At 69.5% G+C, this 15,077-nt stretch carries 16 protein-coding genes; 6 read left to right on the plus strand and 10 right to left on the minus strand.

Features of this window, described 5'->3' with window-relative positions; all coding sequences use genetic code 11:
- Positions 1-262 precede the first annotated feature (262 nt).
- Positions 263-679 (plus strand): helix-turn-helix domain-containing protein, encoded by a 417-nt coding sequence (locus ACH49X_RS27235; RefSeq protein ID WP_011207048.1) that lies wholly within the window; start codon positions 263-265, stop codon positions 677-679.
- A 288-nt stretch (positions 680-967) separates the two neighbouring features.
- Here ACH49X_RS27235 and ACH49X_RS27240 read toward each other — a convergent pair whose 3' ends face one another.
- The 5 genes from ACH49X_RS27240 to ACH49X_RS27260 all read right to left on the minus strand — a co-directional run bounded on the left by ACH49X_RS27240 (position 968) and on the right by ACH49X_RS27260 (position 5,673).
- A complete protein-coding gene (locus ACH49X_RS27240; RefSeq protein ID WP_195078105.1) occupies positions 968-1,966 on the minus strand; it encodes a hypothetical protein in 999 nt (332 codons plus the stop codon).
- Complete coding sequence (locus ACH49X_RS27245) at positions 1,963-2,478, minus strand: ImmA/IrrE family metallo-endopeptidase (RefSeq protein ID WP_195078104.1); 516 nt, start codon at positions 2,476-2,478, stop codon at positions 1,963-1,965. The genes ACH49X_RS27240 and ACH49X_RS27245 overlap by 4 nt, the downstream gene beginning before the upstream one ends.
- A complete protein-coding gene (locus ACH49X_RS27250; RefSeq protein ID WP_357206631.1) occupies positions 2,475-2,849 on the minus strand; it encodes a hypothetical protein in 375 nt (124 codons plus the stop codon). Before ACH49X_RS27250 ends, ACH49X_RS27245 begins: the two co-directional genes overlap by 4 nt.
- A 1,101-nt stretch (positions 2,850-3,950) precedes the next feature.
- Positions 3,951-4,862: an SDR family oxidoreductase gene (locus ACH49X_RS27255; protein WP_195078102.1), complete on the minus strand. Its 912-nt coding sequence runs from the start codon at positions 4,860-4,862 to the stop codon at positions 3,951-3,953.
- Between the two features lie 28 nt (positions 4,863-4,890).
- On the minus strand, positions 4,891-5,673 hold the full coding sequence (locus tag ACH49X_RS27260) for an SDR family oxidoreductase (RefSeq protein WP_195078101.1): 783 nt from the start codon (positions 5,671-5,673) through the stop codon (positions 4,891-4,893).
- A 62-nt stretch (positions 5,674-5,735) separates the two neighbouring features.
- Here ACH49X_RS27260 and ACH49X_RS27265 point away from each other — a divergent pair, with 62 nt between their 5' ends.
- The 5 genes from ACH49X_RS27265 (at position 5,736) to ACH49X_RS27285 (ending at position 10,011) form a co-directional block, all read left to right on the plus strand.
- Entirely contained in the window at positions 5,736-6,500 is a 765-nt protein-coding gene (locus tag ACH49X_RS27265; RefSeq protein WP_195078100.1) for an enoyl-CoA hydratase family protein, read from the plus strand.
- A 13-nt stretch (positions 6,501-6,513) separates the two neighbouring features.
- Positions 6,514-7,389 carry a CoA-transferase gene (locus ACH49X_RS27270; protein WP_357206633.1) on the plus strand — a complete coding sequence of 292 codons (876 nt, stop codon included), beginning with the start codon at positions 6,514-6,516 and terminating at the stop codon, positions 7,387-7,389.
- A complete protein-coding gene (locus ACH49X_RS27275) occupies positions 7,389-8,147 on the plus strand; it encodes a CoA-transferase (RefSeq protein ID WP_357206635.1) in 759 nt (252 codons plus the stop codon). Before ACH49X_RS27270 ends, ACH49X_RS27275 begins: the two co-directional genes overlap by 1 nt.
- A complete protein-coding gene (locus ACH49X_RS27280; RefSeq protein WP_195078097.1) occupies positions 8,144-9,238 on the plus strand; it encodes a nitronate monooxygenase family protein in 1,095 nt (364 codons plus the stop codon). The genes ACH49X_RS27275 and ACH49X_RS27280 overlap by 4 nt, the downstream gene beginning before the upstream one ends.
- A 311-nt stretch (positions 9,239-9,549) precedes the next feature.
- Entirely contained in the window at positions 9,550-10,011 is a 462-nt protein-coding gene (locus ACH49X_RS27285) for a YbhB/YbcL family Raf kinase inhibitor-like protein (protein WP_357111213.1), read from the plus strand.
- Positions 10,012-10,194: 183 nt separating this feature from the next.
- Here the strand turns inward: ACH49X_RS27285 and ACH49X_RS27290 are convergent, their stop codons facing one another.
- The 5 genes from ACH49X_RS27290 to ACH49X_RS27310 all read right to left on the minus strand — a co-directional run bounded on the left by ACH49X_RS27290 (position 10,195) and on the right by ACH49X_RS27310 (position 15,035).
- A complete protein-coding gene (locus tag ACH49X_RS27290) occupies positions 10,195-11,388 on the minus strand; it encodes an acetyl-CoA C-acetyltransferase (RefSeq protein ID WP_397071193.1) in 1,194 nt (397 codons plus the stop codon).
- Positions 11,389-11,398: 10 nt separating this feature from the next.
- Positions 11,399-12,007 (minus strand): TetR/AcrR family transcriptional regulator, encoded by a 609-nt coding sequence (locus tag ACH49X_RS27295; RefSeq protein WP_039794829.1) that lies wholly within the window; start codon positions 12,005-12,007, stop codon positions 11,399-11,401.
- Between the two features lie 45 nt (positions 12,008-12,052).
- Positions 12,053-12,826, minus strand: coding sequence for a hypothetical protein (locus ACH49X_RS27300; protein WP_323124114.1), 774 nt, complete (start codon positions 12,824-12,826; stop codon positions 12,053-12,055).
- 197 nt (positions 12,827-13,023) lie between these two features.
- Complete coding sequence (locus ACH49X_RS27305; RefSeq protein WP_067794941.1) at positions 13,024-13,821, minus strand: SDR family oxidoreductase; 798 nt, start codon at positions 13,819-13,821, stop codon at positions 13,024-13,026.
- Positions 13,818-15,035, minus strand: coding sequence for an acyl-CoA dehydrogenase family protein (locus ACH49X_RS27310; protein WP_357206637.1), 1,218 nt, complete (start codon positions 15,033-15,035; stop codon positions 13,818-13,820). The genes ACH49X_RS27305 and ACH49X_RS27310 overlap by 4 nt, the downstream gene beginning before the upstream one ends.
- Positions 15,036-15,077: the final 42 nt, after the last annotated feature.

The raw sequence follows: 15,077 nt of genomic DNA on the forward strand, positions 1-15,077 counted from the left end.
TGTCAGCTATCTTGCGGCTATCAAGACCCCTTGCGGCGAGACCGCAGCGACGGGCCAGAACCGGTTCGTACCGCGGCTTCTCGAGAGGCCTTGGGGTGACCCGCAAACGCGACCGTCCCAGTACCTTCGCCGCCTTCCGACCTAGAAGCTTCAAGGAAATCCGGAATCAGGCGTAGGTTTTCAGTTACTGAGCCGCTAATATCAATGATACGTATCCGAGATAACGACTGTTAGTACAGCGAAGGGAATTGGGCGGCTCACAATGGCTGATTTCGCGGCGCGGCTGAACAAGCTGTTCGAAACCGTGCATCCCCCGGGGCGTAAGCCGCACACCAACGCGGAGGTTGCGGCAGCGCTGACGGCCTCCGGACATCCGATCTCGAAACCGTACCTGTCGCAGTTGCGGTCGGGACAGCGGACGAACCCGTCCGATGAGACGGTGGCCGCCCTGGCGAAGTTCTTCAAAGTCAAGCCGGACTACTTCTTCAACGACATCTACGCCGCCAAGATCGATCACGATCTGGAGCTGCTGTCCCAGCTGCAGGGCTACGGACTGCGACGGCTGTCGAGTAGAGCGTTCGACTTGTCCGAAGAATCACAGAATCTGCTCACCTCCATGGCGGAGAAGTTGCGGGCAAGCGAGGGCTTGCCCGAAATTCCTCCGGATGGAACCGAATAGGTTCATCTGCACGGCAGCACAGTGCGACCCACCGGGTCGCACTGTGCTGTGTTATGCGCGCGTAAGCGGGCGAAGCACACAACCGGCGCGTGGTCGCCCCCAGAGAAATTGGGGCGTGACCGCGCGCCGGTTAGTGCCGCGCCACCGATGGTGTACTTACATATGCACTTTCGGCGGGGTTCGCCGACGGCCGTTCGCAGCGAAGAGGATTCCCGGTCCCACCGGTCTGTCCGAATAGTCCGATCGACCGGCTATTGCGCCCGATTGATCGCATTCGCGCGAAGTCGATCAATTTCGAGCGGAGCCGGGCGCGGTTGTCCGATAGGCGCGTGCGACGGCCTGCACCCAGCCGCGCGGACTAATCCCCTCCGGCGGAGCAATCCACCGCGCGTCCACCGCGGCCGCCCCCGCGGGATCGCGCGCCCACCGGGCCACCCGATCGGCCCGGTCCGCCACCGAAGCGGGCGGCGCAGCGAGTTCCGCCAGCACGAGGCCGCCGCCGGACTGCAGATACAGCGCGTCGATGATCTGCGCCACCTGGTCGGAAGCCCTCAACTGCGTGGAGAATCCGCTCTGTTCGTGCGCGACCACCTCGGGAAAACGACCGACCATGGTCCGATGCAGCGGGCGGATCCGGCGCAGCAGCAGCCGCGCGCGCACCCAGAGTTCCACCACGATCCACACCGCGCCCAGCGCGATGACCAGGCTCGCGACCGCCCGAGCGGGCCAGGCCCAGCCCGGATCGCCGGGCACGACGCGCGGCGCGTGCCGAATGCGGTCCACGGCCAGCACCGCGATCACCGCCGTGCCCGCCGTATACAGCGCGATGCCGCGGCCGAGCGCTGTCCAGTCCAGGTTGCGCAGACCGGTGACGACGACGAACGCGCACCCTGCGGCCACCACCGCCCAGCCGAGTGTGAACGACCAGGCCAGCGTGAGCACGACCGCGCACAGGCCGACGCCGTGGATCGCCAGGGCGATTCGCCGCAGATGCCGCCGCGACACCACCGGCCAGGCCGCCGCTGCGACCACCGAGGTGGCCGTCGCGAACGCGATCCAGCTCGCGGTGGCGACGCCATCGGACAGCAGGCCCGCGTGCAGGCCCCTCGGCACGAGATGGTCCACGGCGAGCGCGATCTCGGGCACCGCGACGGTCGCGGCGAGCGCGACGGCGGCGACCGCGACGACGATGGCGACGCGGGCCGTGGTCGCCGGCTTGACCAGCACGCGCCCCACCCGCGCGCCGGCCGCCATCCAGACCAGCAGAGCTGTCGCCCACAGGATCATCCGAGCGCCTCGTCGAATCGAAGGACCGAGACGCCCGCGCCCCGGCTGTTGAACACGCGCAGTCTGGTCATCAGCATGGCGGCGAACGTCTCGGCTTCCCATTCGGCGAGCTCGTCCGTGCCGTCGTCGACGATCCGCTGATGGGCGCGCTGACTGAGCATGTAGGCGATCAGGTCGTCGCTCGCCTCCAGGGTCACTTCCGGTGCGGGCGCGCCTTCGTGGTCGAAAACGATGTGCCCCAGTTCGTGGGCGAGGGTGTGCTCGCGGCTCGGTAGCGTCTCGGCCAGCACGATCACGTCGCGGTCGGGATAGAACCTGCGCTGGCCGCAGACGCCGGGACCCAGTCTTGCGCTGGCGATCTCGATGTCGCGGCGGCGCTCGTCCGCGATCGCACCGACCACTTCGTCCAGCGTTGTCGCGTCGAAGTCGGCCGCCACCGCGCACACCGCGTCGACGGCGGCGGCGACCCGGCGATAGGAACGCAGGTCATCGCGTATCCGGCTCACGCTCATCGACGGTCCTCTCCCGGCCTCGGGAAGAATTGGGCGCGGGCCGCGTCGATCCTGGCCTGCGTGGCCGCGGCGCTCCGGAAACTGATCACGCCGGACGCCGCGCCCGCGAGGGCGAACGCGATCAGTCCGCCGATCACCGGCAGCAGCTGCGGGGCGGGCAGATCGTCGGCGACGGCGGCCGGACGGACCGCAGGAAGGGAACCCGGCCCGCGCGCCTGTGGCGGGGCGGGGTCGGTGAGGTCGGGCAGGGGCGCGTCGAGTGGCGGAATCGACGGCGCGCCTACCGGTATCGGTGCGCGCCCTGGCGCCTCGCGAGCGGGAACCGATGGCACGGTTATCGGCGGGAGCGCGGGAGTGGGCGGAGCGGTCACTTGCGGAAGCGGAATCAACAACGGCAGAAGCGGACTCGCGGACCCGACGGCGGCCGAACCGATTGCCGCCGAACCCACCGCGGCGGAACCGGTTGCGGCCGAACCCACAGCCGCCGACCCGGTCGCCGCGGAACCGGTACCAGCAAGGACGGCTGAGCCGGTCCCCATTGCGGCGGAACCGGTTGCGGCCGAACCCACAGCCGCCGACCCGACCGCTGCCGAACCGGTGCCACTCAGGACCGCGGACCCGGTGCCCACCGCAGCCGAACCGAGCCCGAGGACAGCCGAACCGGTGCCCACCGCGGCCGAACCCAAGGCGGCAGAACCGGAGCCGAGCACCACACCAAGACCAGCGGAACCAGTGCCCAGCGCAGCCCCAAGACCAGCCGAACCAGTGCCCAGCGCGACCCCGAGACCAGCCGAACCAGTGCCCAGCGCAGCCCCAAGACCAGCCGAACCAGAACCCAGCGCAACACCGAGACCAGCCGAACCAGTGCCCAGCGCAGCCCCAAGACCAGCCGAACCAGTGCCCAGCGCAGCCCCGAGACCAGCCGAACCAGTGCCCAGCGCGACCCCAAGACCAGCCGAACCAGAACCCAGCGCAACACCCAGTCCAGCCGAACCGGAGCCGAGCACCAGGCCCAGACCGGCCGAACCGGTGCCGAGTGCGATCCCCGATCCCGCCGAACCGGTGCCGAGACCGGCCGTACTTGCCCCCGCCGGACCCGGCGCGGCGGTGCCGGTCCCCGTGGTCGGCCGTGCCGGGACCGTGCTGATCTTCGACGGCTGCCCCGGCACGGTCAGGGGAAACCAGGGATCGCCGCTGTCATAGGGCGGCGGAGCGGGATCCGCCACGCACGAGGGGCAGGAAGACGGCACGTCGGCGGAGGCAGGGCTGCCGAGCAGCGCGGAGCCGGCGACGGCGCCGGATGCCGCCAGCACACGGAATGCGCGACCTACCTCCATGCGCCGAGCCTTCCCCTCATCAGTCGAAGCGCAGTTCTGTGCCCGGTCGCCACTCTCACACGGGACTTCCCAAACGGACGGGTGCCCATACTAAACCCCGGTCCGCGAACGCGCCCCCGAAAGGGTCGAGGCCGGTCAGGCCCCGTACACGGGCTCCGGCGGAGTCGCTTTGGCGATCAGATCGGCCACGACCGGCCCGAGTTCTGCCGGATCCCAGCGGGCGCCGCGGTCGACGGGCACGCCGTGCCGCCATCCGTCGGCCAGCGCCACCTTGCCGCCCTCCACCTCGAACACCCGTCCGGTCACCGCCGCCGACTGCGCGCTGCCCAGCCACACGACCAGCGGAGACACGTTCTCCGGCGCCATCGCGTCGAAGCCGCTGTCGGGCTTGGCCATCATGTCCGCGAACACCGTCTCGGTCATCCTGGTGCGCGCGGACGGGGCGATCGCGTTCACCGTCACGCCGTAGCGGGCGAACTCGGCGGCGGCGGTCAGCGTCAGGCCCGCGATGCCCGCCTTGGCCGCGCCGTAGTTGCTCTGGCCGACGCTGCCCTGCAGACCGGCGCCGGAGCTGGTGTTGATGATCCGCCCGTCGACCGGACGGCCGGCCTTGGACTCCGCACGCCAGTATTCGATCGCGTGCCGCATGGTGGCGAAGTGGCCCTTCAAGTGCACGCGGATCACCGCGTCCCACTCGTCCTCGCCCAGGTTGACCAGCATCCGGTCGCGCACGAATCCGGCGTTGTTGACCAGCACGTCCAGCTTGCCGAAAGTATCGACGGCCTGGTGGACGAGCCTGCGGGCGCCTTCCCAGTCCGCCACGTCGTCACCGTTGGCCACCGCGCGGCCGCCCAGCGCCTCGATCTCGGCGACCACCTGCGCGGCGGGCGTTTCCGCGGTGGCCGCGCCGTCGAGGGTCGAACCGATGTCGTTGACCACGACGCTGGCGCCCGCCGCGGCGAAGGCGAGGGCGTGCGCGCGGCCGATGCCCCGGCCCGCGCCGGTGACGATGACGACGCGCCCGGCGCAGATCTGCTCGGTGTCCATATGTGTCCTTCTTCGTGTCCGGTCGTGTTCAGGACTGCTGGTCGGCGTTGGAGGCGGCGAGGAAGGCGGGCCGTTCGCCGCCGCCGTGCACCAGCAGGGTCGCGCCGCTGACGTAGTCGGCCAGCGGCGAGGCCAGGAAGACGGCGCAGCGGCCGACATCGTCGGGACGGGCCATGCGACCGAGCGGGATGGTCCGGCCCACCGCGTCGACGCCGTCCTGATCGCCGTAGTGCATTCGGCTCAACTCGGTGTCGACCGGCCCCACCACCAGCGAGTTCACCCGCACCTTCGGCGCCCACTCGACGGCGAGCGAGCCGGTGAGACTGTCCACGCCCGCTTTGGCCGCGCCGTAGGCGGCGGTGCCGGGCGACGGACGGTGCCCGCTGACGCTGGAAATGTTGACGATGGAGCCGCCCTCGTCCTGCCGCTGCATCACCGCGTTGGCGGCCTGCGCCAGCAGCAGCGGAGCGAGCAGGTTCAGCTCGACGATCTTGGCGTGGAAGTTCTTGCTCGCGTCGGCGGCGAGTGCAAAGGGAGCGCCGCCCGCGTTGTTGACCAGATGGTCGAGCCGGCCGTGACGCTCGGTGATCGTGTCGATCAGTGCGCGCACCGCGCCCTCGTCCCGCACATCGCACGGCACGAAGTCGATCGCGCGGCCGCAGGCTTCGACGGGCGCGTCGGCCGGTCGGCGCGCGCACGCCACGACGGTCGCGCCCGCGGCCAGGAACGCCTTGCTCACGCCCGCGCCGACACCGCGCACACCGCCCGTCACCAGAACGACGCGGCCGGACAGATCGATTTCGAGTGGCACCGTGCTAACCTACCAAGCAACTGCTTGCTTTGCCAATGCGTGCACACACGATGGGACTCGCCATGGGGATCAATCGCCACTCGGAATCGACCGGCATCAGCGTGGTCACGGTGGACTATCCGCCGGTCAACGCCATCCCGACGGACGGGTGGTTCACGATCGCCGATGAAGTGCGCGCGGCGGGCCGCGACCCGGACACCAAAGTGGTGGTGCTGCGCGCGGAGAACCGGGGCTTCAACGCGGGCGTCGATATCAAAGAGATCCAGAGCAAGCCGGGCCACCAAGCGCTGATCGACGCCAACCACGGCTGCTTCGAGGCGTTCGCGGCGGTGTACGAGTGCCAGGTGCCGGTGATCGCGGCGGTGCAGGGCTTCTGCCTGGGCGGTGGCATCGGCCTGGTCGGCAACGCGGACGTCGTGATCGCCTCCGACGACGCCACCTTCGGACTGCCCGAGGTCGACCGCGGCGCACTCGGCGCGGCGACCCACCTCGCACGGTTGGTCCCCCAGCACTTGATGCGGGCGCTGTTCTACACCGCGAGCACCATCACCGCACAGCAGCTGCACCACTACGGCTCGGTGTACCAGGTGGTGCCGCGCGCCGAACTCGACGCCGCCGCCTTGGAGCTGGCCAAGAACATCGCGGCCAAGGACGGCCGGGTGATCCGCGCGGCCAAGCGCGCGCTCAACGGCATCGATGTGCAGGACGTGCACCGCAGCTACCGGTACGAGCAGGGCTTCACCTTCGAACTCAACCTCGCCGGCGTCGCCGACGAGATCCGCGCCCGGTTCGACGACGATCTCGCGGCGCGCAAGAGCGGGCAGTAGAGAGGAACCACCCATGCGAGACAAGCGGATGTCGCTCGACGAGGTCGTCGGCGAGTTGCGCAGCGGGATGACCATCGGCATCGGCGGCTGGGGGTCGCGGCGCAAGCCGATGGCGCTGGTGCGGGCCATCCTGCGTTCGGACATCACCGACCTGACCGTGGTGAGCTACGGCGGCCCCGACCTCGGGCTGCTGTGCTCGGCGGGGAAGGTGCGCAAGGCGTACTACGGCTTCGTGTCGCTGGATTCGCCGCCGTTCTACGACCCGTGGTTCGCCAAGGCCCGCACCTCCGGCGCGCTGGTCGCCCGCGAGATGGACGAGGGCATGCTCAAGTGCGGGCTGGAGGCGGCCGCGGCGCGGCTGCCGTTCCTGCCGATCCGCGCCGGGCTCGGCTCCGACGTCCCGAACTTCTGGGAGGGCGAGCTGAAGACGGTCGAATCGCCCTATCCCGTGGACGGCACGCCGGAGACCCTGATCGCCATGCCCGCGCTGAATCTGGACGCGGCGCTGGTGCACCTGAACCTCGGCGACGCGCACGGCAACGCCGCCTACACCGGCGTCGATCCCTATTTCGACGATCTGTTCTGCCTGGCGGCGCAGCGCCGCTACGTCTCGGTCGAGCGCGTGGTGGAGACCGACGAACTGGTGAAAACCGTTCCGCTGCAGGCGCTGCTGCTCAGCCGCATGATGGTGGACGGCGTGGTCGAGGCCCCCGGCGGCGCGCACTTCACCCTGGCCGCCGACGACTACGGCCGGGACGAGAAGTTCCAGAAGCACTACGTCGAGTCCGCGAAAACGCCGGAGGCGTGGCAGCGGTTCGCCGACACCTATCTGGCCGGCTCGGAGGAGCAGTACCAGGCCGCCGTCCGCCGATTCGCCGAGGAGGCGTGATGACCAGCACCGAAACCGTCACCCGCGCCGAGATCTGCGCCGTCGCCTGCGCGGAGATCTTCAGTGGCGCGGGCGAGATCATAGCCAGCCCCATGTCGCCGATGTCCATCATCGGCGCGCGGTTGGCCAAACTCACCACCGAACCGGATCTGCTGCTGTCCGACGGCGAGGCGCTGCTGTTCGCCGAGACTCCCCCGCTGGGCGGGAAAGCGCCGATCGAAGGCTGGATTCCGTTCCGGAAGGTCTTCGACGTGGTGGCCTCCGGACGCAGGCACGTGGTGATGGGCGCCAACCAGATCGACCGGTTCGGCAACCAGAACCTCTCGGCCTTCGGCTCGTTGCGGCAGCCGACCCGCCAGATGTTCGGTGTGCGCGGCGCGCCGGGCAACACGATCAACCACGCCACCAGCTACTGGGTCGCCCGGCACACCAAGCGGGTGTTCACCGACCAGGTGGACATCGTCTCCGGGGTGGGATACGACAAGGTCGACGCGGCCAACCCGGCATACCGCTTCCACCACCTGCACCGCGTGGTGACCAATCTGGGCGTTTTCGATTTCGAAGGCCCCGATCACACCATGCGCGTCCGCAGCCTGCATCCCGGCGTCACCGCCGAGGAAGTCGCGGAGAACACCTCCTTCGAGATCGCCGGGCTCGCCGAAGCGGCCGAGACCCGGCAGCCGACGGCCGAGGAGCTGCGGTTGATCCGGGAAGTGCTCGACCCCAGGAAGATTCGCGAAACCGAGGTCCCGTCATGAGCCCGCGCTTGCGTACCCCGCTGACCGATCTGGTCGGCATCGAACACCCGATCGTGCAGACCGGCATGGGCTGGGTCGCGGGCCCGAGCCTGGTGTCGGCCACCGCCGAAGCGGGTGGACTCGGCATCCTCGCCTCGGCCACCATGACCTTCGCCGAACTCGAGGCGGCCATCGCGAAGACCAAGGCGCACACCGCGAAACCGTTCGGCGTGAATATCCGAGCCGACGCGGCGGACGCGCCGGAGCGGATCGATCTGCTGATCCGGGAGAAGGTGGCGGTCGCGTCGTTCGCGCTCGCCCCCAAGCAGGACTTGATCGCGAAGCTGAAAGATGCGGGCGTGGTGGTCATCCCGTCGATCGGCGCGGCCAAGCACGCGGTCAAAGTCGCCTCGTGGGGCGCGGACGCGGTGATCGTGCAGGGCGGCGAGGGCGGCGGGCACACCGGCCCGGTCGCCACCACCCTGCTGCTGCCCTCGGTGCTGGACGCGGTGGACATTCCCGTGGTCGCGGCCGGCGGGTTCTTCGACGGGCGTGGCCTGGCCGCAGCGCTGGCCTACGGCGCGGCCGGCGTCGCGATGGGCACCCGGTTCCTGCTCACTCGGGAGAGCACCGTCCCCGACGCGGTCAAGCAGGAGTACCTGCGCCGACAGCTCCAGGACACGGTGGTGTCGCTCAAGGTCGACGGCATGCCGCACCGCGTGCTGAACACCGAACTGGTGCAGCGGCTGGAACATTCGGGCCGCTGGCGCGGCCTCACCGCGGCGGTGGGCAACGCGGCCCGGTTCAAGAGCATGACCGGCATGAAGTGGTCCACCATGATCCGCGACGGCCTGGCCATGCGGAAGACCAAGGATCTCACCTGGTCGCAGGTCGTCATGGCCGCGAACACGCCGATGCTCCTGCGCGCCGGATTGGTCGAGGGCAACACCGAGGCGGGCGTCCTCGCGGCGGGACAGGTCACGGGGATCATCGACGATCTGCCCACGTGCAAGGAGCTGATCGATCGGATCGTCACCGACGCGGTGGAGCGGATCGAGACGATCGCGGCGCTCTCCGAGCACGAGCAGTCCGCGGGGACGGGGTCGAACTGAGGGATGGCGGCCGCCGGTTCAGCCTGGGCCGCCCTATCCGTTCGAATCGAAATGACCGCCGCGTCGGGACGACGGCCCGCATATCCCGCCGCGCGGGCCGTGAAATAGCCGATTTCGCGACGGCTGTAGCCTAGCGGCAGCGATAACGGCAGATTCGCTCATTGCCTGGATGGTCCCGCAATGTCGTCTTACGCTGGACTGACAACGACATAACGGGGTTCGCCTGTCGATCGCCATATTGCGCCAGCCCGTCCTGCGACAGACGAACCGTCGGACTCGATCACCATCCCTCGACTCGAGCGGAGGCCGCGATGCCCGCGACGAACGAGATCTCCGTGCGCAGTAGCGCTTTCGACCATGGCGACCCGATCCCGGTGGTCTACACCTGCAAAGGCAGGAACGAACCGCCGCCGCTGAACTGGACGACTCCCCCGGAAGCCGCCACGTCGGCGTTGATCGTGGACGACCCGGACGCCCCGAGCGGCCTGTTCACCCATTGGGTGGTCAGCAATATTCCGCCGAGGACCACGTCCACCGCGGAGGGCGAGACACCCGCGGGCGGGGTGGTCAGCCTGAACAGCGCTGAGCGCGCCGAATACTTCGGACCGTGCCCACCCGCGGGCACCGGCGTCCACCATTACCGATTCATCGTCTACGCGCTCTCACATCCCGTGAAAGTGGACGCGCGAACATCAGCCAGCGACGCGAGGTCCGCGATCGTCGACGCGAGCATGGGAGACGGCCAGCTCATCGGCACCTACACCGTCGACTAACTGGATCACCCATCAGCCGAGGGTCAGGCACCGCCTGACGCCTCGTCGAGTGGCACATGACGGAGGGCCTACTCGCGGTTCGCCGCAGCCATGTGCCACTCGGGTCGCAGGTTCAGATACGACTGGCCCGACGACGCGCGAACGGCACGCCGGACTCGCCGGCGTGCCGTTCGTCCACGCCGGTCAGCGCGGCAGGCGCTCGATGATGGTCACGTTGGCGGTGCCGCCGCCCTCACAGATGGTGAGCAGGCCGTAGCGGCCCTCGATCCGCTCGAGCTCGTTGAGCAGTGTCGCGAAGAGCTTCGCTCCGGTCGCGCCGAGCGGGTGGCCCAGCGCGATGGCGCCGCCGTTGACGTTGACCTTCTCCGGGTCGGCTCCGGTCTCCTTCAGCCAGGCCAGCACCACCGGCGCGAACGCCTCGTTGATCTCGACAACGTCGATGTCGTCGATGGTGAGACCGGCCTTCTCCAGCGCCCATTTCGTCGCCGGGATCGGCGCGGTGAGCATGTAGATCGGGTCCGCGCCCCGCGCGCTCACGTGGTGGATGCGCGCTCGCGGGGTCAGGCCGTACTCCTGCACCGCCCAATCGGAAGCGAGCAGGGTGGCGCTGGCGCCGTCGGAGATCTGGCTGGCCACCGCGGCGGTCAGCGGGCTGCCCTCGGCCAGCGCGGGCAGCGAAGCCATCTTCTCCAGGCTGGTCTCGCGCGGGCCCTGGTCGATCCAGAAATCGCCGACCGGCACGATCTCCTTGTCGAAGCGGCCGTTCTTGATCGCGTCGCGGGCGCGCTCGTGGCTGCGCAGCGCCCAGCGCTCCATGTCCTCGCGGCTGATGTCCCACTTCTCGGCGATCAGCTGCGCAGCGCGGAACTGCGTCACCTCGCCGGTGCCGTAGCGGTGGTCCCAGCCCTGCGATCCGACGAACGGCGAGTCGAAGCCGTACTCCTTGCCCGCGAACATGGCCGCGGAGATCGGGATCGCGCTCATGTTCTGCACGCCGCCGGCGACGATCAGCTCGGCGGTGCCGCTCATGATGGCTTGGGCGCCGAAATTGATGGCCTGCTGGCTGGATCCGCACTGCCGGTCCACGGTGACGCCGGGCACCTCTTCGGGATAGCCCGCGGCCAGCCACATGGTGCGGCCGATATTGCCCGCCTGCGGGCCGACGTTGTCGACGCAGCCGACGATGACGTCGTCGACATTTCCCGGGTCGATCGGGTTGCGGTCCAGCAGGCCGCGCAGCGCGGCCGCACCCAGATCGGCCGGGTGCACGCCCGCCAGCGCGCCGCCGCGCTTGCCGACCGGGGTGCGTACCGCGTCGATCACGTAGGCGTCCCGCAGCGGGGCATACGGACGACGGGACGCGGAAGGTGCTGACATGTAAGGACTCCTACGTGGTGCGCGCGCCGGCGGTGAGCCCGTCGAGCACGATGGTCAGGTACTGCTTCGCGAGGTTCTCGACGGTGACCGGGCCGCCGGGGCGGTACCACCGCACCGCGACCCACACCGTGTCACGCAGGAACCGGTAGGCCAGTTCGACATCCAGCTCCGGCCGGAAGCTGCCGTCCTGGACGCCGTTGGTCAGCACCCGGTGCCACAGCTCGCGGAATTCGCGGTTGTACGCGGCGATGTAGGTGAACCGCTCCGAGTCGCGCAGTCGCTTCGCCTCGGCCTGGTAGATCGCCACCGCGGCGTGCCAGCGGTCGAACGACTCGTAGGACGCGAGCACCAAGGCTTCCAAGGTGTCTCGCGAACTCAGTCCGGAGGCCACGATCTCCCGATAGCGGCCGAACAGCTCGTCGAGGAACCCGCGCAGGATCTCGTCCACCATCGACTCCTTGGAATCGAAGTGGTGATAGAGGCTCCCGGAGAGGATCCCGGCCGCGTCGGCGATGTCGCGCACTGTGGTGGCGCGCAATCCCCGCTCGGCGAACAATTCGGCCGCCAAGGCGAGCAACTCGCTGCGCCGTGCTGATTTCGAGGCGTCTGGTGCGGGCACACGGCCATCATACAACCAAGCATTTGCTTGGTCGAGGGCCCCCGCTCAACGCGCCGAGTAGCGCAGCGGCGAGGAGACCGAGAGATCGGCGAGCAGGCGATCGCAGATGATCACCGGCGACACGCCCGCCCGCGCCATCCTGGCGACAAGCGCGAGACGACGTTCGCAACTGTCCCACTCGACGGTGAGCTGCCCGCGGCCGGGACCGGCGTCCACCGTGGCCATCACCCGTGGCGGACCGCCGCGCACCGGCTCCTCGCTCAGCTTGAGCACCATGCCGCGCTGCCAGGCGTGGTAGGTGTCCATATCAGCCCCGATCACCAGTTTGTCGGTGGCCGCGCACAGGCCCTGCGCGATCTCGTCGGCGAAGGTCACCTGGTCGAAGCGGAATTTCCGGCATTTCGCGACCACGGCGAGCAGATCGGCGCGCACCTCGCACAGCAGCGCCGTCTGACGCTGCCTGCGCTGCTCCTGTTCGCTCTCCGTGCCGTCGGCGCTGAGGCCGATGCGCCGGGCGCGCTCGCGATCGCGCGCCAGATCGGCCCGCAGCGCGCCGCGCGGATCACGGGCGACTTCGCCCTCGTCGACGGCGTGCTGCTGGAGAATCCGTGTGGCGGCCGTGGCGACCGCGCTTTCGGAGGTGTGCTCGATGAGTTCGGCGCCGAGGGTGAGCGCGGAGAGGACGAGGCTGTCGAGCCGTCGCCTGGCCAGTACGACTTCGCGCACCACATCGAGTTCCAGTTGTTCGCGGGCAGGTGGGCGATCCAGGCCCATAGCCATCGCCCCCTTGAAGAGCGCTGATCCGATCTCATCCAGCATGGCACACCGCGGTGTGCCTCGGCTCGGCCTTTTCGACCTGATCAGCCGCCCATTTCACCCGGCGGGCGCGATGCGAGAAGGCGATCGCAATAGGGCGCGGAAGATCGCGCCGGGCGTGGCGCGCGAGCGGCTGCTCGGTGGTCGCCAGGGTTGCTCGTCCGCCCGCGCGGAGCGGACGAGCCCGGAATGCTTCCCGCTCAGGCGCGTTGGCTGCTGATCGAGACCACCTCGCCGGTGAGGTAGGTGGTGTAGTCGCTGGCCAGCATGGCGATCGTCGCGGCGACCTCCCACGGTTCGGCCGCGCGGCCGAACGCCTCGCGCTCGGAGAGCCGGTCGAGCAGTTCGGTGGAGCTGACCTTGTCCAGGAACGCGTGCCTGGCGATGCTCGGGGCCACCGCGTTGATCCGGACGCCGAGTTCGGCGGCCTCGATCGCGCTGCACCTGGTCAGCGCCATGACGCCCGCCTTCGCCGCCGCGTAGTGCGCCTGGCCGTATTGCGCACGCCAGCCGAGCACGCTGGCGTTGTTCACGATCACCCCGCCGTGGCCCGCGTCGCGGAAATAACCGAGAGCGGCCCTGGTGCAGCGGAAGGTGCCGTTGAGGGTGATGTCGAGGACGCGGTCCCACTGCTCGTCGGTCATGTCGACCACGGGCGTCTCCCCGCCCAGACCGGCGTTGTTGACCATGATGTCGATCCGGCCGATGGCCTCTGCGGCGCCGCGGACCAGCGCGTTCACCTGTTCGGTGCTCTGCACGTCGCACGGGATCGATGCGACCCGCCGGTCCGGGAATTCCGCGGCCAGCTCGGTCGCGGTCTCCGCCAGCCGCCGCTCGTGCCAGTCGGAGACCACCACGTCCGCGCCCTCGGCCAGCAGCCTGCGCGCGGTGGCCGAGCCGATGCCCGTACCGGCCGCCGCGGTGATCACGGCCGAACGCCCGGTCAGCAGGCCGTGCCCGGCGACGGGCGCGGGGGCGACCGACAGCGGCCCCGTCACGGGCGGGCCTCGCGCGGCAGGCCGAGCACCCGCTCGGCGATGATGTTGCGCTGCACTTCGTTCGAACCTCCGTAGATGGTGTCGGCGCGGGTGAACAGATACAGCCGCTGCCATTCGTTGAGATTGTCCTCGCCCGCCACCAGGCCGCGAGCGCCGAGCACGGCCATCGCCAGCTCCCCCAGGCCGCGATGCCAGTTGGCCCACAGCAGTTTCGCCACCGAGGCCTGGCCCGCGCCGTCGTCCACGCCCGCGCCCTCCATCGTGCGCATGGCGTGCGCGCGCAGCACCCGCAGTCCGACCCAGGCCCGGTCGATCCGGTCGGCGATCAGCGGGTCGCCGGCCGCGCCGGTGCGGCGGGCCAAGGCCTCGATGTCGGCCAGTTCCCGCGCGAAACGGATCTGCTGGCCCAGGGTGGAGATGCCGCGCTCGAAGGTGAGCGTGCCCATGGCGATCCGCCAGCCGTCGCCCGGCTCGCCGACCACCAGGTCGGCCGCGGTGCGGGCGTCGTCGAAGAAGACTTCGTTGAATTCCGAGGTGCCGGTCAGCTGGATGATCGGGCGCACGTCGATGCCCGGCTGCTTCATCGGGACCAGCAGGTAGGACAGGCCCTTGTGCCTGGTGGAGCCGCGCTCGGTGCGGGCGACGACGAAGCACCAGTCCGCCACGTGGGCCAGCGAGGTCCAGATCTTCTGCCCGTTGATCGACCACTCGTCGCCGTCCAGGTGCGCCGCGGTGGTGATGGCGGCCAGGTCGGAGCCCGCGCCGGGTTCCGAATAGCCCTGGCACCACAGTTCGCTGACATTGCGGATGCCGGGCAGGAACCGGTCCTTCTGCGCCTGGGTGCCGAACGCGAGCAGGGTCGGGCCGAGCAGTTCCTCGCCGACGTGCGAGACCCGCGCCGGCGCGTTCGCCTTGGCGTATTCCTCGTGGAAGATCACCTGCTGTCGCACCGTGGCCTCGCGGCCGCCGTACTTTTTCGGCCAGCCGAGACAGGTCCACCCGGCTGCGGCCAAGTGGCGGTCCCAGGCCAGGCGTTCGTCGAACGCCTCGTGTTCGCGGCCTGGGCCGCCGAGGCCGCGCAACGAGCGGAATTCACCGCTGAGGTTCTCCTCCAGCCACTCGCGCACTTCGGCGGCGAATCGCTCGTCCTGCGCGGCGGAAAACCGCCCGTCCGGAGCGGCGGTGTCGGATTCTGAGGTCTGGATCGCACCCACGCCGGTAGGATAACCTACCAAGCACTTGCTTTGTAGAGTGCA

It is taken from the genome of Nocardia sp. NPDC019323, from assembly GCF_044389845.1.
Lineage (GTDB): Bacteria > Actinomycetota > Actinomycetes > Mycobacteriales > Mycobacteriaceae > Nocardia > Nocardia implantans.